Source organism: Bifidobacterium subtile, from assembly GCF_000741775.1.
GTDB classification, from domain to species: Bacteria; Actinomycetota; Actinomycetes; order Actinomycetales; family Bifidobacteriaceae; genus Bifidobacterium; species Bifidobacterium subtile.
In genome coordinates this window covers 240,148-259,885 of record NZ_JGZR01000003.1, presented here as the reverse complement: position 1 = coordinate 259,885, position 19,738 = coordinate 240,148, and the positions used below count along the sequence as shown (strand labels likewise).

16 protein-coding genes are annotated in these 19,738 nt (G+C 59.9%); 14 read left to right on the top strand and 2 right to left on the bottom strand.

Features of this window, described 5'->3' with window-relative positions:
- Nucleotides 1-54 precede the first annotated feature (54 nt).
- The 13 genes from BISU_RS02975 to BISU_RS02915 all read left to right on the top strand — a co-directional run bounded on the left by BISU_RS02975 (nt 55) and on the right by BISU_RS02915 (nt 17,675).
- Nucleotides 55-1,674, top strand: coding sequence for a helix-turn-helix domain-containing protein (locus tag BISU_RS02975; protein ID WP_024462698.1), 1,620 nt, complete (start codon nt 55-57; stop codon nt 1,672-1,674).
- Nucleotides 1,675-2,121: 447 nt separating this feature from the next.
- Nucleotides 2,122-3,444, top strand: a complete 1,323-nt coding sequence (locus BISU_RS02970; protein ID WP_051245930.1) for an aspartate aminotransferase family protein — start codon at nt 2,122-2,124, stop codon at nt 3,442-3,444.
- A 46-nt stretch (nt 3,445-3,490) separates the two neighbouring features.
- Complete coding sequence (locus BISU_RS02965) at nt 3,491-4,444, top strand: ABC transporter permease (protein WP_051245931.1); 954 nt, start codon at nt 3,491-3,493, stop codon at nt 4,442-4,444.
- Nucleotides 4,445-4,446: 2 nt separating this feature from the next.
- Nucleotides 4,447-5,331 carry an ABC transporter permease gene (locus BISU_RS02960; protein ID WP_033502451.1) on the top strand — a complete coding sequence of 295 codons (885 nt, stop codon included), beginning with the start codon at nt 4,447-4,449 and terminating at the stop codon, nt 5,329-5,331.
- Between the two features lie 4 nt (nt 5,332-5,335).
- Nucleotides 5,336-6,400, top strand: coding sequence for an ABC transporter ATP-binding protein (locus BISU_RS02955; protein ID WP_024462701.1), 1,065 nt, complete (start codon nt 5,336-5,338; stop codon nt 6,398-6,400).
- A complete protein-coding gene (locus tag BISU_RS02950; RefSeq protein ID WP_024462702.1) occupies nt 6,397-7,266 on the top strand; it encodes an ATP-binding cassette domain-containing protein in 870 nt (289 codons plus the stop codon). The genes BISU_RS02955 and BISU_RS02950 overlap by 4 nt, the downstream gene beginning before the upstream one ends.
- 15 nt (nt 7,267-7,281) lie before the next feature.
- Entirely contained in the window at nt 7,282-8,847 is a 1,566-nt protein-coding gene (locus BISU_RS02945; RefSeq protein WP_081672595.1) for an ABC transporter substrate-binding protein, read from the top strand.
- 169 nt (nt 8,848-9,016) lie between these two features.
- Complete coding sequence (locus BISU_RS02940; protein WP_024462704.1) at nt 9,017-11,038, top strand: amidase; 2,022 nt, start codon at nt 9,017-9,019, stop codon at nt 11,036-11,038.
- Between the two features lie 80 nt (nt 11,039-11,118).
- Nucleotides 11,119-12,768, top strand: a complete 1,650-nt coding sequence (locus tag BISU_RS02935) for an amidohydrolase (RefSeq protein WP_024462705.1) — start codon at nt 11,119-11,121, stop codon at nt 12,766-12,768.
- A gap of 160 nt (nt 12,769-12,928) precedes the next feature.
- A complete protein-coding gene (locus BISU_RS02930; protein WP_024462706.1) occupies nt 12,929-13,972 on the top strand; it encodes a zinc-binding dehydrogenase in 1,044 nt (347 codons plus the stop codon).
- 12 nt (nt 13,973-13,984) lie between these two features.
- Complete coding sequence (locus BISU_RS02925; RefSeq protein ID WP_034532925.1) at nt 13,985-15,193, top strand: phosphotransferase; 1,209 nt, start codon at nt 13,985-13,987, stop codon at nt 15,191-15,193.
- A complete protein-coding gene (locus tag BISU_RS02920) occupies nt 15,190-16,590 on the top strand; it encodes an aspartate aminotransferase family protein (protein ID WP_024462708.1) in 1,401 nt (466 codons plus the stop codon). Before BISU_RS02925 ends, BISU_RS02920 begins: the two co-directional genes overlap by 4 nt.
- Before the next feature lie 116 nt (nt 16,591-16,706).
- Nucleotides 16,707-17,675 carry a C-terminal binding protein gene (locus tag BISU_RS02915; protein WP_024462709.1) on the top strand — a complete coding sequence of 323 codons (969 nt, stop codon included), beginning with the start codon at nt 16,707-16,709 and terminating at the stop codon, nt 17,673-17,675.
- A 397-nt stretch (nt 17,676-18,072) separates the two neighbouring features.
- Here the strand turns inward: BISU_RS02915 and BISU_RS02910 are convergent, their stop codons facing one another.
- Together BISU_RS02910 and BISU_RS02905 are read right to left on the bottom strand one after the other, a co-directional pair.
- Nucleotides 18,073-18,453 carry a hypothetical protein gene (locus BISU_RS02910; RefSeq protein WP_024462710.1) on the bottom strand — a complete coding sequence of 127 codons (381 nt, stop codon included), beginning with the start codon at nt 18,451-18,453 and terminating at the stop codon, nt 18,073-18,075.
- A complete protein-coding gene (locus BISU_RS02905) occupies nt 18,450-18,824 on the bottom strand; it encodes a hypothetical protein (protein WP_024462711.1) in 375 nt (124 codons plus the stop codon). Before BISU_RS02905 ends, BISU_RS02910 begins: the two co-directional genes overlap by 4 nt.
- A 195-nt stretch (nt 18,825-19,019) precedes the next feature.
- Here BISU_RS02905 and BISU_RS02900 point away from each other — a divergent pair, with 195 nt between their 5' ends.
- Complete coding sequence (locus BISU_RS02900) at nt 19,020-19,598, top strand: GNAT family N-acetyltransferase (RefSeq protein WP_024462712.1); 579 nt, start codon at nt 19,020-19,022, stop codon at nt 19,596-19,598.
- Nucleotides 19,599-19,738 lie beyond the last annotated feature (140 nt).

Here is a 19,738-nt window from a genome sequence, read left to right as displayed (position 1 = left end):
CCCACGCAATACGCAAGACAACCGTTCGACATCTGGGCGTGCGACCATACGGGTATGTCGATTACCATTGGCCAGCTGCTTGCCGTGCCGGAACTCAAGCTCCGCCTCGTTCATGACGGCGGATGCAATGGCACGGAAAGCATCGTATGGGTGCATGCCACTGACGTGGTCAATGCCGCTGAATTCGCAGAACCCGGCGAGGTGCTGCTGACATGCTCGACCAACTTTCCGCTGGAAGACATGAGCAATGCCAACGATCTGTCGTTGCTGCGGCGTGATCGACACAAGCTCGGACTGTCATCATCGTTCAAGGACGCCGAGAGTGCCAAGGAGGCCTACGACGAGCTGTGGATGCATTACGTATCCAGCTTGAGCCGGGCGGGCGTTATGGCAATCGGCTTCGGCGTCAAGATGAAGCATCCGGTCATTCCTCAGGCCTGCATCGATGCGGTCAAACAGCATAATATGCTGCTGTTCGAGGTTCCCGAAGAGGTCAATTTCTCGCAGATCGCTAAAACGGTGATTCGCAGCCAGGCCGAAGAGAGCGAAAACGTGCAGCGCGTCATGTATTCGGCGCAACGTGAACTGTTCGAAGCCTCGAATGACAGGAATCCCATCGAGGCCGTAGTGAATCGGGCGGCGCTGCTCTCCTCGGGCTGGGCTGCCTTCATCGATACCGAGATGCGCATCATATCCATTTCCAACCAGTCGATGCGCAAGCGGGCCATGCTGCTGGCGGTGCGCATGCGCAAGCAGAAGGAACGCGATGGGGACGCGGCCAAAACGCTGTTCGGCGTGGCGAGCGGCGCCATCCGCTATTGCGTGTGCCTGATAGGCCAAAAGGGACAGACTTTCGGCATGCTCGTCGTCTCCACATCCCGAAGCGGCTCATATGGCGACATTTTCAGATCGTTGGGCGTTGCCGCAGCGGACGCTCTGATGTGGAGTCTTCCGCAGCATATCGAACGCTTTCGTAGCGAAAGCAGGCTGCGTGCCATCGCTATGGGGGAGCTGCAGGCAGGCCGGGCGCAGTCCGCGGCGTCCATCATGGGCCCGCTGTGGAAGTGGACGCCGTCGTACCCGGCGCGGCTGTACTGCGTGGAGCCGTTCGGCGTGAGCAATGACATGGATTTCGCCACAATGTCGATTGAATCGGCATGCCCTGATTCGGTGTTCGGCGAGTATGAAGACCGGCTATGGATTCTGACGAGCAAAGACGGCTGCGATGCAGTCGAGCGTTGGATCGAGGGCAGCGGAGCGCTTGATTCTGGCTATGCCGCAGTGCGCGGCCCGCGTTCCTTCCCTGGCGCATTCAACAAAGCCGTGCAGAATCTGCTGCTGCACCGCGCCGGAAGCCGGGACTCGGTGCTGGACATCACGCCGCACGAGTTGGTGGATCCCGATCTCGCGCAAATGTATGCCGAGGAGCTGTTCGCGCCGCTGAAGGATGTTCCTGCTGCCGAAAATCACTCGTTGATGGCGACCTTGCGGGAGTTGATGTCGGCCTCGTTCAACATCGGGACTGCGGCCAGCCGTTTGAAAGTGCATCGGCACACGGTGGAGAATCGCGTCGTGAAGCTGGAACGGCTGCTGGGACTGGACTTCGCCGACGAATCAGCCCGCGTGCGCCTGTGGATCGCCTATTCCTTCATCCGCGATGCGGAGCAAGCCTGAGCCGTTGCCGCTTATCATCGTTGGTGACCGAGCCGCGATATCGGTGCAGGCGATGCAGCTGGCACCGATAATGCTGTTAACAAGATTGTTGCCGACAAGAATGTCGTCAACAGGGTTGTTGTCACCAACGTGTTAATTTCATGACTTCATTCGGGTCACTGATATGTAACGCAGCGCTGTTTGCCAAACGAAGCAAGCAACCGCCGCAAGGCTGATAATACAGACGTTTTTAGGTCACCCCCCCCCTAATCGTTTTGTTACGGTGGTGATTGATAGGACATCGTATCCAGTTTTGTATTTCATATTGGCATATTTTCCATTGTCCAGCGCTCTTCGACGTCGGACAATGGCCACCATCAATGGTTATTCATCGCACGCAGTTCACATGAAATCCGTGAGTAATCCGTAGACAAGTCACACGAAATCCACCATATGGAGGGTACGCAGATGCCACAGCAGCTCGTAGAAACGTTCACGCATGATATCGAGGATTCCGAGGTCCAGTTCTCCGATTACCGGCGGTATCTCAGCCCGGCGCTATCCAAGGCCACGGATCTGGTCGTGGAATCGGGCAAGGGCATGTACCTGACGGATGTGCACGGCAAGCGCTACATCGACTGGGTGCAAGGCATCGCGGTCAACGCCTTGGGCCATGCCCATCCGCGGGTCGTGCAAGCTGCGCAGGATCAGATCGCGAAGCTGATCACGGCCAGCTTCAACGTCGTCAACTATCCGACCACCTTGAAGCTCGCCGAGCGCATCGCCGAAGTGACCCCCGGCGATCTCAACTCGCTGCTGTTCGCCAACGGCGGGGCCGAGGCCACGGATGGTGCCATCAAGCTCGCTCGGGTCGTAACGGGCCGCCCGGCCGTCATCGCCTTCAAAGGCTCCTTCCATGGCAGGACCATGGGCGCTGTCAGCATCACCGCGTCGAACTCCTTCTATCGCAAGGGCATCGAGCCGCTGATGGGCGGCGTCTACTTCGCGCCCTACCCGTCCAAGGATCTGTGTCCGGAAGGCTACGATGCCAAGCAGCGTGCGTCGTGGTGCTTGGGCGAGGTCGAGAAGCTGTTCAAATACTGCGTCTCTCCGGACGAAGTCGCCTGCATCTATGTGGAGCCGCTGCAAGGCGAGGGCGGCTATGTGGTGCCCGACCCCAGCTTCCTGGAAGGCCTGCGCCAGATGTGCACGGAGCACGGCATCATGCTGGTCTTCGATGAGATTCAGTCGGGCTACGGCCGCACGGGCAAGATGTTCGCCGGCATGCATTCGCAGGTGGTGCCCGACATCATGACCGTGGGCAAGGCCATCGCCGGCGGCTTCCCGATGAGCGCGGTGATCTCGAGCGAAGAGCATATGAACCAGTGGCGGCCAGGCATGCATGGCGGCACCTTCGGTGGCAATCCGGTCGCCGGAGCCGCTGGGCTGGCGGTGCTGGACGAGTTCGAAGAGCATCACATCGTCGATCACGCCGCGCAGCTCGGCGACTACTTCAAGTCCAAGCTCCTCGAATTGCAGCAGAAATACTCCTTCATCGCGGACGTGCGAGGCCAAGGCATGATGCTCGCCATCGAGTTCGGCTCGAAAGGCAGCAAGAACGGCTCGGATCTTTTCGCCGAAGTCTCCGCCAAGGCACTGGAAGCCGGATTGCTGCTGCTGGGCTGCGGTGCCGACCACGACGCGATTCGCTTCGCCGCGCCGCTGAACTCCACCACGGAGGAGATTGACGAGGGTCTTGATGTGTTCGACGGGGTGCTGGCTTCGCTGTGACGACCTCGCTGAACTGCACGCAGGCTACGTATAGGAACAGGAGGGAATGATGCTGAAATACATGGCGAAACGGCTGGTATCCGCAATACCGGTCATGCTGATCGTCGGCATCATAGCGTTCGCCCTGGCGCATATGAGTGGCGGCGATCCGGCCCGTGTGATCGCTGGCGATGGCGCCACGGATGCCCAGGTCGAGGCGCTTCGGCAGCAGATGGGCCTGAACGCTTCGCTTCCTGACCAGCTGTGGTCCTGGTTCGTTGATCTGCTGCACGGCAATCTGGGATATTCCTACATTCTGAACGAACCGGTGACCCCGACGATTCTCTCGCACGTCTTTCCCACGCTCTCCGTCGCGGTATTCGGCGAGCTGCTGTCGCTGGCTGTGGCCATACCGCTCGGTGTGCTTGCCGCAGACAAGCAGGGCCGTTTCGCCGACAAGGCGGTGTTGGCCTTCGCCACGCTGACCACCTCGCTGCCTAGCTTCCTTGCCGGCCTATTGCTCATGATCATTTTCGTCCTGCAAGCCAAACTGCTGCCAGCCAGCGGATTCATCTATCCGGCGGACAGCTTTGGCGGCTATATTCTGCACTTGGTATTGCCGGGCATCTCAGTCGCGACTTTGCAGATAGCCATCATCTCGCGCATGACGCGTTCCTCGATGATCGATGCGCTTGACAGCGATTACATACGTACGGCGAAGGCCAAAGGCATGTCCCGCCCTATCCAGCTGTGGCGGCACGCCTTCAAGAACTCCTCGATCTCGGTGCTCACCGTCGTCGGTCAGTCCTTCGGCGAGCTGATAGCCGGGGCGATCGTGGTCGAAACGGTGTTCAACGTTCCCGGCATCGGGCAGCTTGTGGTCAATTCGATTCTGCGGCGCGATTACCAGATGATCCAGGGCATCATGATTTTCGTGGCCATGGTCTTCATCGTCGTCAACCTGATCACGGACATTCTGTACGCGGTGATCGATCCGCGAATCCGAGAAAGGTCCTTCTGATTATGACCAGCACGACGGCACAGACGAAACCCTTGGCCCGCGCTCGGAACAATGCTGGCGGAGCATCATGGTGGAAGGCGCTGCGTTCCTCCCCCTCGGCTTTGGCAGGAGGCATCGCGCTGCTGATCATCACCTTGTCGTGCTTCTTCATCCCGTGGATCGGGCATATGGACGCCTACGGCACGGACACCGCGTCGATGTTGCAGGGCCCCAGATCCTCGCATCTGATGGGGACCGACAATGTCGGCCGCGATATCTTCACCAGGGTGCTGCTCGGCGGCAAGGCCTCGCTGACCGTCGGGCTGTCCGCAGCGGCGATAGCCGGAATCATAGGCTTCATCGTCGGCATGTATGCCGCGTACTATCCGAAAATCGGCTATGTGCTTATGCGCATCTGCGATGGCCTCATGGCTTTCCCTGCGATTCTGTTCGGCATCGTGTTCGTCGGGTCATTCGGGCAGAGCACTTCCAGCGTGGTCATGGCGCTTTCTATCGTGTTCATGCCCATGGTGGCTCGCATAGTGCGCTCGGCCACGCTGTCGAATATGAACGAGAACTACGTCGCGGTGCTCGTGAATCTGGGCGCTGGGAGCATGCGCATTCTGTGGCGGAACATCGCGCTGAATGTGATCGGGGTCTGGATCGTCGAGGTCACCTTCGTGTTCGCGGATGCGATTCTCGTGGAGGCGGCGATGAGCTTCATCGGCGCCGGCATTCCGCAGCCGCAGCCCAGCTGGGGCAACATGCTCTACGACAGCCGCACCTACATCTACTCGGCGTGGTGGATGACCGTGTTCCCAGGAGTCGCGTTGGCCCTGACGGTATTCGTCATCAACATGTTCGGGGATGGCCTGCGCGAGGTCTTCGATCCCAAGAGGAGAAGGTAAGGCGATGGACGAAACGACAAAAAACGCGCATGCGACCACGGCCATAGCGGCCGATGCGCCGGACGCCAGCGGCGCACTGCTGCGAGTGGACAATCTGACGGTGAGTTTCGCAGGTCAGAAGAAAACGATGGTCCCGGCCATCGAGGGAGTATCCTACGAGGTCGCTCCGGGCGAGATCCTCGGCATCGTCGGCGAATCGGGCTGCGGCAAAAGCGTGACGGCTTTTTCCATCCTGCGGCTGCACGACGAACGCACCACACGCTACGACGGCCATGTCGAGGTGAACGGCCACGACGTCTTCTCCATGTCGCAGCACGAGCTGCATGCGCTGCGCGGCGGGGATGTCGGTTTCATCTTCCAGAACCCGATGTCGAGCCTGAACCCGCTGATGACCATTGGCCAGCAGATGCGCGAAACAGTGACTGCACACGGTTCCGGGCTTTCGAAGGCGCGCATCAGGGAGCAGTGTCTGCACGCGCTGCGTGACGCGGGAGCCGATGAACCTGAGGAGTGGATGGGCAAATACCCCTATCAGATGTCCGGCGGCCAATTGCAGCGCGCGGTTATCGGCATGGCGCTGGTCAATGGCCCCAAGCTTCTCGTCGCCGACGAGCCTACGACGGCGCTCGACGTGACGATTCAGATGCAGCTGCTGCGCGTGCTCATGCGCCTGCGCGACGAGCAGGGCATGAGCATCGTGCTCATCACGCACGATATGGGCGTCGTCGCGCAGGTCTGCGACCGAGTCGCGGTGATGTACTTGGGCGAAATCGTCGAGTCGGCATCGGTCGACGAGCTGTTCGCACACCCGCGGCACCCCTACACGCGAGGGCTGCTTGAAGCCACGCCGCCGCTCGAAGGCCCGCACCCTGAGCGTTTGAGCACGATTCCCGGCTCGGTGCCGCGCTTGGCCGAGGTCGGCCCAGGGTGTCGTTTTGCCTCCCGGTGCCCCTTCGTTGCCGAGGAATGCAAGGTCGCGCCCATCGCGCTGCAGAAGGTGGGAGATCATCATCAGGCCCGATGCATACGGCTTGAGCATGTGAGCGAATTCAGGAAGGTGATCGCATGACCAGCCCCAAGACCCCGTTGCTGCAGGTGAACAGCTTGACGAAGGATTTCGTGAGGCGCGGGATCTCCGCTCGCCGCTCGACCGTCTTCCACGCGCTGCAGAACGTGTCCTTCGAATTGTTCGAGCGACAGACCTATGCGCTGGTGGGGGAGTCCGGCAGCGGAAAAAGCACCACTGGCAAGATCATCTGCGCCTTGGAGAAACCGACATCGGGATCAGTCGTCTTTGCAGATCGCAATTATGTCGATGATTCCCCCAAGCTGCTGCGCGAACGCATCCACGGCCAGATTCAGATGGTCTTCCAAGATCCCTTCTCCGCGCTCAACCCGCGTAAAACCATAGGCGATGCATTAGTGGAGGCCTTGGAAATACAAGGCTTGGGCGATTCGGCGAAAGAACGGCGCGCTTCGGCGACAGAAATGCTGGAGCGGGTAGGCCTGCCCGGATGGCATATGCAACGCTATCCGCACCAGTTCTCAGGCGGTCAGCTGCAGCGCGTCAACATCGCCAGGGCTTTGGTCATCCGTCCCAAGGTGCTGATTCTTGACGAATCGGTGTCCGCGCTGGATGTCTCCATTCAGGCGCAGGTACTCAATCTGCTGCAGGATCTTAAAGAGGAATTCTCCTTGAGCTACCTGTTCATCACCCACGATTTGAGCGTGGTGAGATTCATCGCCGACCGAGTCGGCGTCCTGCGCAAAGGAGTGCTGGTGGAGGAGGGAGATGCGCACAGCATCTTCGCCCATCCCAGCACCGAATACACACGTGATCTGCTGGCAAGCGTACCGATACCCGATCCGCAGCACAGCCAGTTGCCACGGGCCCATCCACAACCCCCAACCCCATTCCAACCACAAACCAACTAAAAGAGAGAGAAAACCATGAAACGCTTAGGCAAAAGAATCGCAACGACGATGACTGTCGTCGCCATGATGTTCGGAGCCGCAGCATGCGGCTCAGGGTCGAGCAGTTCCTCGGGCACTCCTACGGATGGCGGCACCGTTCATGTCGCGCTCAACGCATCGGTGACTAGCCTCGATCCCATGATGACTGGTGCCTATGTGGCGCGCGATACGATGCGCAGCCTCTACGAATCTCTGGTCACGCTGAAAAAAGACGGCAGCGTAGCCCCGCTGCTCGCCAAAAGCTACGACGTGAGCAAGGACAACAAGACCTTCACTTTCAAGCTCCGCACTGGCGTGAAATTCCACAACGGCAAAACCATGAAGGCCGAGGACGTCGTGGCGTCCATGCAGCGCTGGATCAAGCTATCCCAGATCGGCAGCACCTTCTTCACCGGTTCCACGGTGTCGTCCCCTGACGCGGACACGGTGGTCATCGCCTCGCCGAAGCCAGTGTCCACTGGCCTGTACGATATGGCTGATACCGGGCGCATCGCAGCCATCATGCCGAAAAGCGTGATCGACAAGGCCACAGATACCGGCGTGAGCGAATACATCGGCACGGGTCCCTTCAAGTTCACATCTTGGAAGAAGGACACCAGCATCGTGCTGAGCAAATTCGCCGACTACAGCTCGCCGACCGGTACCTCGGATGGGTATTCCGGTGCCCGCAAGGCGCATGTCGACAAGCTCGAATTCGATTTCGTCACCGATGGCACGACCCGCATGACCGGCGCACTGAGCGGACAGTACGAAATCGGCTATTCGCTCGCCGATTCCCAGTATGCTCAGGCGAAGGCAAGCTCCGACGTCAGCGTCGAAAGTGATACGATGCTCGAAACCCTCATCTTCAACAAGAAGCAGGGGCTGTTCAAAGACAATCAGAAGCTCCGTCAGGCGATTCTGGCCACTCTCGATATGAGCAAAATCGCCAAAGCCGGTCACCAGAATGCCGATCTGTATACCACTGATGGCGGGCTGATGCCGAAGGGCAACCCGCTGCGCTCCGAAGCCGGACTGGACAAGTACAATGCTCCGGATGTCGCCAAGGCGAAGCAGCTGGTCTCTGAATCCGGATACAGCGGGCAGACGATCAACTTCCTCACCACCAAGGATTATCCGTACATGTACGACGAAAGCATGGAGATCCAAAACGAGCTGAAGGCGGTTGGCATCGCCACCAATATCCAAGTGCTCGACTGGGCCACCCTCCTGCAGAAGATGTTCCAGCCGGATCAATGGGATATGCTGATCTCCAGCTACAGCTTCTCCGCCAATCCGATCTGCTACTCCTTCTTCCAGGCCTCCGGCGCCGGATGGAACACCGATCCCCAGTTCCTGAAGATCGCCGACTCCATCAACGCGGCGACCACCGAAGCCGACCAGAAGTCCGGGTACGATCAGCTGCAGAACTGGTTCTACGACTATGTGCCGAACATTATGATCAGCCACTACCAGCAGATCAGCGCCGTCTCCAAGAAGGTCAGTGGATACGGCCAAGGCATGCAGGGTCCGGCGTATTACAACATCCAGCTGCAGCAATAAGTCACATGCCGCTGACCCTGGCGCTATCGGGTTTCGGATTCGGATCCCATAGCCACACGATCAGATGACAGACGGGCTTCCTTATGGGCACCATACCGTGGCCCATAAGGAAGCCTGTTGTCCGTGAAGCATCCAACCACATCCATTCATACCCTTTCGAGGAACTCATATGACTGATCACACCGCTTCGGCGTCCGATCCTTGCGAATTGTCCATCGCCGACATCAAGCGCATGCTCGCTTCCGGCGAGCTGACCTCCACCGAGCTGGTGGTCAGTTACCTTAACCGGATGTTCTACTACGACGTCAACGGCATTCGGCTGCATGCCGTGCCGATCATCGCCGCCGATGCGATCGAACAGGCCATGCGCAAGGATGACGAGCGGGCCAGCGGCAAGGCGCATGGGGCGTTGCATGGCGTGCCGTACACCGTGAAGGACAGTTATATGGCACGGGGCATGACGATGGCCGCCGGGTCTCCGGCCTTCGCGCATGTCGTGGCGAATGAGGACAGCTTCTCGGTGCAGGCGCTGCGCGAGGCTGGGGCCATTCTCATGGGGCGCACCAATATGCCGCCGATGGCCGCCGGAGGCGTGCAGCGCGGCCTGTACGGACGCGCCGAAAACCCATATAATGCCGACTATCTTGCCGCCGCCTGGTATTCGGGATCGTCGAACGGCTCAGCGGTATCGACCGCATCGAGCTTCGCCGCTTTCGGGCTAGGCGAGGAAACCGTGTCGTCCGGGCGCTCGCCGGCTGCGAACAACGGCGTGGTGGCCTACACCCCCTCACGCGGTGTGATTTCTTTGCGTGGCAATTGGCCCTTGCACGCCACCAAGGACGAAGTGGTGCCGCATACGCGCACCGTGGCCGACCTGCTCGAATTGCTGCCGACGCTGATGCGCGAGGACGCTGACACGCGCGGCGATATGTGGCGCAGGCAGCGCTTCGTGCCGCTCGAAGGCGCTCAGCAATTCCGTGAGGAAGGCGTTGCCGGCATTGCGGATATGGATGCGCTTGACGGGCTGCGCATCGGCGTCGTCAACGAATACGCCGGCCGGCTGGGCGGGGTGATTCCATCCGTGTACACGCGGCCGAGCATTAGTCGGCTGCTGCTGCGAGCCATTGATGACTTGCGCTCGCTCGGCGCCGACGTGCGCTGGACGAATCTGCCTCTGCGCGACGCCTACGAACTTGCTCCGCGCACGTTGAAAACCTTTGCTGATCAAGGCCTGATTCCGGCCGAATGGATGGAGCATGAGTGGCTGCAGCTGAACGCCGCCGTGCTCGAAGAGTTCATTCAGGGCTTCGACATCAGCGGCGTGAGCAGCCTCACCGATGTGAATCCCGACGACGTGTTCCCCAATCCCTTGAATTCGCTCGCCCGCAAGCAAGGCCGGCGCTACGGCTTCTACCGCGACGCCTACGAATACATCCGGCAAGGCAAGCTCAAGCCCTCGCTGGAAACCCCGCAGCTCGAACAGGGGCTGCGCGGTCTGGAGGCTATCCGCAAGCGACACCTCGAAGCATGGATGCAGGCGGAAGGCTTCGACGTGCTGGTGTTCCCGGTGAACAGCAACATAGCCCACGCCGACACCGATGTGGACGAAGTACACAACACCGAAGCATGGCAGGACGGCACCTGGTTCTCAAACGGGAACCGCATGATACGGCATTTGGGCATCCCCACCGTGAATGTCACGATGGGCGTTATGGACGATACTGGCGTCCCCGCAGGGCTGACCTTCATGGGACCTTCGGGCAGCGACCGGCTGTTGCTCGCCGCCGCATACCAGTACGAGCAATCCACGCGCAGGCGTCTTGCTCCGGGCCGTACGCCGGCGATAGAGGATCTGAACCGGATTCCGCTGGAGGATACGGACTCTGGGCGGCGAGGCGGAACGTTCCCCGCGAAGCTGCACGTAGACATCGACCATGGTTCGCTGCGCTATCGTGTCCAGGCCGAGCGTCCGGACGAACGTTTTTCGTGCAGGATATTCGTCAACGGCTTGCTCATCGAGCAATGGGACGGCACGCAGCCGTGGGAGGGCTCCATGTCGCTGGCGCAGCTGTTCGACGCCGATGTGGTGGCCGTGGTGGCGCTGTTCTCCGGAATCGGCGGCGGTATCGGCGCTGACGTGAGCGCCAGCCCTATGCCCAGAATCGCCCAACCGGTCAATTCTTTGATTTAGGCACGGCGCTGCAATCCGCACAGTCGCATTTGACGGTGTGAAACGGGCTGGAAAGACATATATACCAAGGAGCGCAATCAATGTTTGCGATTGATACGATATTCGAAAACGGCCGATTCCAGACGATGGATACGGGCAGGCCCTACGTGAGCAAAGTCGGCGTGTACGATGGCAGAATCATCGCAGTGGATGATGAGCTCGAAGGCATGCAGGCGAGGCATCATGTCGATCTGCAAGGGCGTTATGCCTGCCCGGGGTTCAACGATGTCCATCTGCATTTCTCTCTGCTTGGCGCCAACCTCAATCAAGTCGATCTGCGCAAGCAGACGACGTCCACGATAGCCGAACTGTATCGCAAGATACAGGAAGCCTGTGCGCAGGCACCCGAGGGGGAGTGGGTACTGGGATGGGGCTTCGACCAGTTCTCGCTTGGCGCGTTCCCTGATCGCGCCAGACTTGACGAGATCTCGGCAGGTCACCCCGTCTTAGTGCTGCACCTGTCGAACCATGCGGCCGTAATCAACACCGAAGCGTTCCGGCGTGGCGGCTACGAGCATCCTGACGACATCGACCAGCCCGACTTGGTGATCAAAGAGCAAGGCAAGGCTACCGGCCTGGTCAAAGACAAGATGTGCTTCATGTTCAATGGCCTGGCGAACCGCGTCTCGGAACGCACGCTGCTGCATCAGCTGGAATTGGCAGCGCAGTATACGCTGTCGTACGGCATCACCAGCTTCAGCGACGCCGGCACCGGCACCGACCGCAACTGGGAGGGCATCGGCCAGACGCCGTATGATATCGGCCTGTTCCAAGCCGCCTATGAGCGCGGCATGATTCACCAGCGCGGTACCTTGATGCCGTATTTCTCGGCGCTGCATGATCTGGGGCAGCTGGCCGGTGATATCAGCGATGGTTTCGGGCTGGACCTGGGAATCCGCACCGGCTTCGGCGGCGATCTACTGGATATCGGGCCGTTCAAGATCATACTCGACGGCGCATTCAGCAGTCTTTCGGCGTATTTGAACGAGCCGTATCTTGGGTCGGCGAACAACTGCGGCGTGTTCAGCTGGGATCCTGAAGATTTCATACGGCAGGTGGCGAAGCTGCATCGCCAGGGCTGGCGCATGGCGGTGCATGCCATTGGGGATCGAGCCATAAACATTGCGCTTGACGCCATCGAGAATGCGCAGCGGCTCTATCCGCGTCGCGATGTGCGCCACCGTCTTGAGCATTGCGGCCTTGCCGACGATGCCACGGTCGAGCGCGTGATTCGAGACGGGGTCATTCCCAATCCGCAGGGCAGCTTCATGTACAACAACGGGGACGCCTACGTGCGTCTGCTGGGCGAGGAGCGGGCCGGCAGAACCTACCGGATGGGATCCTTCGTCCACCGCGGCGCCATTATTCCCGGCAGCACGGATGCGCCGTGCGCCCCGCTCGCGCCGATGATCTCCATCGAAGGCATGGTCACGCGGGCCACGGAAAGCGGCTATGTGCTCGGCACGAATGAGCAGCTGAGCCTTGATGAGGCGTTGCGCGCCTATACCTTCGGCAGTGCGTACGCATCGCATAAGGAAGCCGTGCTGGGAACGATCGAGCGTGGCAAATACGCTGACATCGCGGTGCTGGACACCGATCCGCACGATGTGCCGCCGGAAGCTCTGCATGAGGTCACGGTCGCGCAGACCATTATCGGCGGCGAGGTGCGGTATGACCACAATAGCCACTGAGCTGAAGCTGCCGGTCATGGGTCTGGATGGTTTCGCCTATGGGCAAGGCCCTGGCGCATGATGTCATCCATGGCAACATCCGACGATTTCGATTAAAACGCATGACGTAGTGTCATAGGCATTCAGGCGACATAAGTATCCCGAGGAAAGGACAACCACCATGAAAGCTGCCGTCTACCACGGTAACCATACGATACGTCTCGATGAGGTGCCCGAGCCGACGATCAAGCATCCGACCGATGCGATTGTCGACATCGAGTACGCCGGAGTATGCGGCTCGGATCTGTGGACCTACCGCGACCAGGGCGCTGCCGCTCCTAACCGCATCGGCCATGAATTCGTGGGCACCGTGCGCGAGGTCGGCAGCGAGGTTCGCTCCGTCAGGCCCGGCGACTGGGTGATTGTGCCATTCCGCTATAGCGACGGGACGTGCGGCTACTGCCGCAAGGGCTTGGAGACAAGCTGCGTCAACGGCGGATTCTGGGGGCGAGAGACTGCCGACGCAGGCCAAGGCGAGGCGGCCTGCGTGCCCTTCGCCGATGGCACGCTGGTCAAGGCGCTGCCTGACGGTTCGCGCCCCGATGAGCGGCTGATACCCAGCCTCTTGACATTGAGCGACGTGTTCACCACCGGATACCATGCGGCCGTAAGCGCCCATGTGAGCAAAGGCGACGTGGTGACGGTCGTCGGCGACGGCGCAGTGGGACTATGCGCAATCATGGCGGCAAAAATGCTGGGCGCAAGCTGCGTCATCAACGCCGGCAGCTCCCATGCGGATCGTAATGCTTTGGCGCAGTCATTCGGGGCCGACCAGATCATCACCTCGCGCGGAGATGAGGCCGTGGATGACGTGATGAAGCTGACCGGCGGCGAAGGCAGCGACGTGGTGCTCGAATGCGTGGGCTCCGCGCAGTCCTTCGATACCGCGCTCCGCATGTGCACGGCAGGCGGAACCGTGGGCTACGTAGGGCTGCCGCACGGCGTGGCCATCGATGCCGGGCTGCTGTTCCGCGGCAACATCACGATTGCAGGCGGCATGTCGCCGGCGCACCATTATATTGCTGCCACCATGCCAGCCGTGCTTTCGGGCGAGATCAATCCCGGCATGGTATACACCAAGCAATACCCGCTGGGCGATATCGCGCTCGCCTACGACGACATGGACCACCGGCGCACCATCAAGCCGCTGATTCGCGTGCGGTAGGGAGCGCAGACCATGCACGATTTTGCAGGATATGAGATGCTGCGCGTTCCCCATGATGCGGTTTCGACGGGCGAGGCGTCCGAATTCGCAGAGTACTGGTACGGGTTGCATGATGTAGCGACCCGGCGCATCGCAACCGAGCGCGACGACACCTTTGCCGTAAGTCTGCGCGGTGAAGCAGAGCCGCGATATATCCTCAAATTCGAGCATCCTGCAGAATCGCGAGACAGTGTGTTGTTGCGAGCCCAAGCTTTGACGCTGCTGCAGGAGACGCAGCCGGATATACCTTCCACGCGGCTGATTCCCGCGCGTGGTGAGGAACTGGTGACTCGCTTCGAGCAAAATGACACCGTGCGTTGGACCACGCTCACGACTTTTCTGCATGGGGCTATGGTGTCGGCGTTGCCGGGGCCGCTGTCTGAGCCGCTGCTTGATGACATCGGAGTGCGGCTCGCGCAGCTGCAGCATGTGCTCTCGCCGCTGCAATATCACGATATTCCGGGGCGTGTGCTGTGGGACGTGCGGTTGCTGCCGCAATTAGCAGAGGATCTGCTGCCGATGTTTGAAGATGCTGAGAGCCGCAGCCGAGTGACGCAAGCGGTGGATGACTATATGTCTGTCGAGCCCGAGATCGAACGACTGCCCGCAACCCTATGCCATGGCGATTTTCATCCTGGCAATATGATGGTTGACCCCAATGCGCCGCAGCGCCTGTCCGGCATTCTGGATTTCGGTGATATGCATATGATGCCGTCCATCTGCGATTTGGGCACATGCCTGTTTTACCTCATCGATGCCTTGTCGTATCCGAACAACCCGCTGATGCCATGCCGTATTGCGCTGGAAAACTACATGCGGGAAGTAGACAGTCGTGCCAGTCATGTCTCCGATTCTGGTTCTGATGGTGGCTATGATGACGATGGCTATAGTGATGGCAACTGTAACGATGACAACAATAGCGGCTTTGACGTTCAGCAGCTCGATCTTCTTCCCGCGATCATGGAGGCACGAGGTGCCTTGGTGGTGCTTCTGCCATTGATGGCCGAGCGCTTTTCTGGGGTGGAAGCCGGCCATTATCTGGTCGATCCGCAGCGGCGGCTGGACAAACTTCGGTTGGTACAGGATCTTGGTTGGCCGGCAATGGCGGAGCAGCTTGGCATAGCGCAACACGCAATCACACAACACGCAATCTCACAACTGGCAGGCAAGGAGTCCCTATGAATGAAACGCAACTCGGCGATGCAACAAACAGTGCAGAAAACAACACAAAGACCAAGCAAACCGGCAAGAAGCAACTCGCCAACGGCTTCGACTTCTCCAAGGGCACGCAGGGCCTCGACGCCGATTCGGCCACGCTGATCGAACGGCGCAAGCGGGTGCTGGGCACGCTGGGGCCGTTGTTCTACAATCAGCCGATCCATGTCGTGCGCGGTCAGGGCGCTCATCTGTTCGACGCGCAGGGCAACGACTATCTCGACTGCTACAACAATGTCGCCTGCGTGGGCCATGTCAACGCCCATGTGCGCGAAGCGGTGGCCGACCAGCTGACTAGGCAGGACACGCATTCGCGCTATTTGCAGGACGAAGTGCTCGATTACGCCGAACGACTGCTGGGCTACTTTCCGCAGACGCTCGACCATGTGAGCTTCACCAATTCCGGCTCCGAATCCAACGATCTGGCGCTGCGCATGGCCCGCGCCTACACCGGCAATCGCGGCGTGGTGGTCACGTCGAACGCCTATCACGGCATCACCGATCTCGTGGCTTCCATCTCGCCGAGCTTCGGTACTGGCATTCCGCTCGCGTCCTTCTTGGCGACGGTTGAAGTCGCTGATGTACTTAAAAATCCTGGTCCAGACGCCGAGGAAATACTGCTGGGCAGGTTCGAAGCGGCCTTCCGCCAGCTGCACGATGCAGGATACGGCGTCAGCGCGGTGCTGCTCGACCAGATCTTCTCATCCGACGGCGTGTTGCCCGGCGCTCCCGGTTGGGTGGGCCGGGTCGCGCAGGCGGCGCATGAAGCAGGCGGACTGCTGATTGCCGACGAAGTCCAGTCCGGCTTCGCCCGCACAGGAGACGCCTTCTGGGGCTTCCAGCGGCACAACGCCGATGCCGACATCGTGACTATGGGCAAGCCGATGGGCAATGGCATCCCCACCGGCGCCGTGGTCTACAAGACGCCGATTGGCGATCGCTTCGCCGAATGCACGAGGTATTTCAACACCTTCGGCGGCAATCCCGTATCGATGCGCGCCGCCAGTGCCGTCCTTGACGAGATCGAACAGCGCGAGCTGCTGCGGCATGCCGAAACAATCGGCGACCGCATCGCCGGTGAACTCGAATCACTGCTCGGTGATACTCCTGGATTCGGCGGCATTCGCCATGCTGGGCTATTCATCGGCCTCGACATCACATCCCGAGACAATCGCGGCCTGCCCGATCCCGCCGCCACGCAGCGCATCGTCGACGAGCTGCGCACGCGCAAAGTCCTGATTTCCGCCTCCGGAGCTGACGCCAGCACCCTCAAGCTCCGCCCTCCGCTGGTCTTCTCCGACGCCGACGCAGACCGTCTGCTCGATGCCATGCAGCAGGTGAAGTCCGTGGGATTGCTGAGGTGAGGGGTGCGCTTCCGCTTATATAGTATGTACAACGGAGACAAAAGAGGATTGCTGCGTATCGGCAGTTGCTGTCCAGCAGTCAGGAAATTCCCTAACCCACGAAACGAGTCACTGCGATGAATAATGTCATATGCCCCAACTTGGGCCTCGATCTCGCCTTCGAACGCGAGCTGCTCGTGCAGTGGGGGATTGATGATATCAATCTTATTGAGATTAACGATTCCAGGCCGCTCGATGCGCATGTCAACGAATATCAGGCTGCCGGCGCGCTGCTGACGTACGAGCCTGCCACTGCTGATGTTCTCGCGCGGTGCCCAAGCCTGCGGATCATTTCCCTGGAAAGCATCGGCTACGACACGGTCGACATTGCCGCCGCCACCGCGCACGGCGTGCAAGTGACCAACGTGCCGGGGTATTGCTTGGAAGACGTGGCGCTGCATACGCTTGCGATGGCGCTCGACCTTACGCGGCAGATCACGTTCCAGGACCGGCAGGTGCGCGAAAGACAGTGGGACGCGCTGTCCGGGTATCCGATGCGTCGCATTGGCGGCCTCGTCTTCGGCCTGGTGTTCTTCGGCGGCATCGCCATGCGGCTGGCCGATATGCTCAGGCCCTTGGGATTCGATGTGCTGGTCTACGCGCCGCACGCCAGCGACGAGCTGCTGGCCGAGCATGGATGCCGAAGAGCCGATGCGCTTGACGCTCTGCTTGCCGAATCCGACTACGTATCATTGCATTGCCCGCTTATAGCCGGCGTCACTGATAATCTCATTGGCGCTCGCGAGTTCGATATCATGAAGGACAGCGCGTTTCTCATCAATACTGCGCGCGGCGGGGTCATCAATCAGCAGGCTCTCGTTGAAGCGCTAAGGCGACATGTGATTCGCGCGGCCGCGCTCGATGTGGTCGAGGGCGAAGGTGCGGGCGCGGGCGAACTCGCCGAGATTGACAACTGTATTCTCACGCCGCATTCCGCTTTCCTAAGCGAGGATTCGTTCAACGAATTGCGCGAGCGGGCGTTGAAGCATATCGTGCAGGCATTGTCCAAATATTCGGACGGGCACGTTGACGATCTGGTGAGCTGATGCCGCTCAACGTTGGTGCAGGCGTGCGTGAACCCGTGGATTTGCCGGTTGCGCGCAGGTATCTGCGTTGTGTGAGGCGTTAATCCACTCGTGTGGAGGTCTATCTGCGTTGTGTGAGGCGCTAAATCTGCTGCACCCTAAGTATCGCCGTCGGAAAATGGCGGCTTTGGGACGCCTGATACTCGACGTTGCGCGAAATAGCGCCTCACACAACGCAGATAGACCTCCGCAAGGTCAATTTAACGCTACACATAACGGAGATATCCTATTTTCGAAGGGTGTCCATGAATACAGCGACTGGAAACCTGCTCTCGAACACTCGTGAAGAAGCCATGCGACGGCCGACGTACACACCCGAATACGAAGAATCACTAAATCTGCGATTAGGCGCGTTCGCTCACGTCCGTTCGGCCATCATGTGGCGGTAGATGTCTTGCGGCTTATGTCGGTTGCCGAATCCTTTGACATGGATCCCAGTTTCGATGTGGCGGTAGATGATTCGGGCATCGGCCTTTGCTCCACGGGCGCGGTGGTGCTGAAAGCGGAATGAGTGCCAGTCGGACAGATCGTACTTCAGCGATTTTCCCTCGACCTTCCCTGAGATAAGGTCGCTCATGGCGGTGCAGACGGCGAGGACGGCCCTCATAAAGTCCTCTTCTTCAGGCCAGGCCTGCGCCATGAGCGCGACATCATCGACCAGATCGTCCGGGTTCATCGCAAGGCCGTCAACGCCGGCGACCATGCGAACGGCATCGCGGATTGTCGCTGTATCGATCACCGCGTTGCCTTTGAGCCAGCGATATCCAGCAATCCGTCAATGCGCGCATCGAAGCTCGCGGCCGCCGCGTCACGCAGGCCGTTGCCCGACTTGATATCGGTACGGTTTTTACGCGCCTCGAGCATATCGCGCACGGACGCGGTCTCAAGCTGTGCTTCATATTCGTCGAGCGAATCAAGCAGGTCGTTCATAGCGTCGACGGACACGACAAATGCGGCGGTATCGGACCGGTCCATCAACTGAAGCACGCCTTTGCTCGACAGCTTGCTTCGCCATGCGTTGGACCGACCCAAGTCGGTTAGGCTGACACGGGAATCCTCGCGGGACGCCTCGAGCATCGCCTCAGCACGTTCCCTGATTGGAGCAGTCATAATGGCCACTTTCTTTCGTATTAAACTTCGTTATTTATTACGTATTATTATACATGAATATATGCGATCAAGTTGTTTTCTGGTCTAACGTGCCACGCCTGTGAGTCCGTACGCAGGTCGGCTGATAGCCGCAGACCCACAGCCTTGTGCCCGTGACCCTGCGCAGCTGTCATTCGAAGCCCATATGCTCGTTATATGACGACAATAACGACGCAGACCGCGATGCGCGGACGCTGGGATGACGTGCAGGCGGTGCTGTGCGGCGGTGGCGATGGGCGCAGCTGCCAGTGCGCGTGGCCGGTGATGTCTGCGTCCCAGTGGCGCACGACTGGAGTTTCGGAACGAGCCGATGCGCTTCGCGACGAGCTGTCGGGTCCGCTTGCGCCGGGCGTGTTGGCATATGTCGACGAGACGCCCGCCGGATGGGTGCGGGTCGGGCCGAGGACAGCGCAGCAGCGGCTTTCGCGTTCGCGTATTGTGCGGCAAGGCAGCGGTGAACCAATCGACGCACCGGACGTCTGGGCGGCCACCTGCTTCTCGATACGAAAGGAATACCGGCATCAGGGGCTGAGCGCGGCCCTGCTTGATGCGGCGGTCGAGCATGCGCGCAGGCACAATGCGCGGGTCCTCGAAGCGTATCCGGTCGACACAGCGTTGTCTTCGCCGTCGAATAACTCATTGTTCGTCGGCGTGCTGACGACTTTCCTTCGCGCCGGATTCCAGATTGTGTCCCGTCCTACGCCATCGCGCGCCGTCGTGTCGCTTGCGCTCTAATAGGTCGCAGTGGTGATTGTCGTGGATGATTGGTCGGGAAAGTCAGATCAGCCGGAAAGCCAGAAAAGACACGAACTCAGCACGTTCGCAATTACGCCCGCAGTCCCACTCGCCCCACGCCAAATGCGATGGAACCGAGC

Coding starts and splice junctions, on each gene's coding strand:
- BISU_RS02900 (WP_024462712.1), top strand. CDS start 19,020: ATGACGACAATAACGACGCAGACCGCGATGCGCGGACGCTGGGATGAC.
- BISU_RS02930 (WP_024462706.1), top strand. CDS start 12,929: ATGAAAGCTGCCGTCTACCACGGTAACCATACGATACGTCTCGATGAG.
- BISU_RS02925 (WP_034532925.1), top strand. CDS start 13,985: ATGCACGATTTTGCAGGATATGAGATGCTGCGCGTTCCCCATGATGCG.
- BISU_RS02965 (WP_051245931.1), top strand. CDS start 3,491: ATGATGCTGAAATACATGGCGAAACGGCTGGTATCCGCAATACCGGTC.
- BISU_RS02970 (WP_051245930.1), top strand. CDS start 2,122: ATGCCACAGCAGCTCGTAGAAACGTTCACGCATGATATCGAGGATTCC.
- BISU_RS02975 (WP_024462698.1), top strand. CDS start 55: ATGTCGATTACCATTGGCCAGCTGCTTGCCGTGCCGGAACTCAAGCTC.
- BISU_RS02950 (WP_024462702.1), top strand. CDS start 6,397: ATGACCAGCCCCAAGACCCCGTTGCTGCAGGTGAACAGCTTGACGAAG.
- BISU_RS02935 (WP_024462705.1), top strand. CDS start 11,119: ATGTTTGCGATTGATACGATATTCGAAAACGGCCGATTCCAGACGATG.
- BISU_RS02915 (WP_024462709.1), top strand. CDS start 16,707: ATGAATAATGTCATATGCCCCAACTTGGGCCTCGATCTCGCCTTCGAA.
- BISU_RS02905 (WP_024462711.1), bottom strand. CDS start 18,824: ATGACTGCTCCAATCAGGGAACGTGCTGAGGCGATGCTCGAGGCGTCC.
- BISU_RS02960 (WP_033502451.1), top strand. CDS start 4,447: ATGACCAGCACGACGGCACAGACGAAACCCTTGGCCCGCGCTCGGAAC.
- BISU_RS02920 (WP_024462708.1), top strand. CDS start 15,190: ATGAATGAAACGCAACTCGGCGATGCAACAAACAGTGCAGAAAACAAC.
- BISU_RS02945 (WP_081672595.1), top strand. CDS start 7,282: ATGAAACGCTTAGGCAAAAGAATCGCAACGACGATGACTGTCGTCGCC.
- BISU_RS02940 (WP_024462704.1), top strand. CDS start 9,017: ATGACTGATCACACCGCTTCGGCGTCCGATCCTTGCGAATTGTCCATC.
- BISU_RS02955 (WP_024462701.1), top strand. CDS start 5,336: ATGGACGAAACGACAAAAAACGCGCATGCGACCACGGCCATAGCGGCC.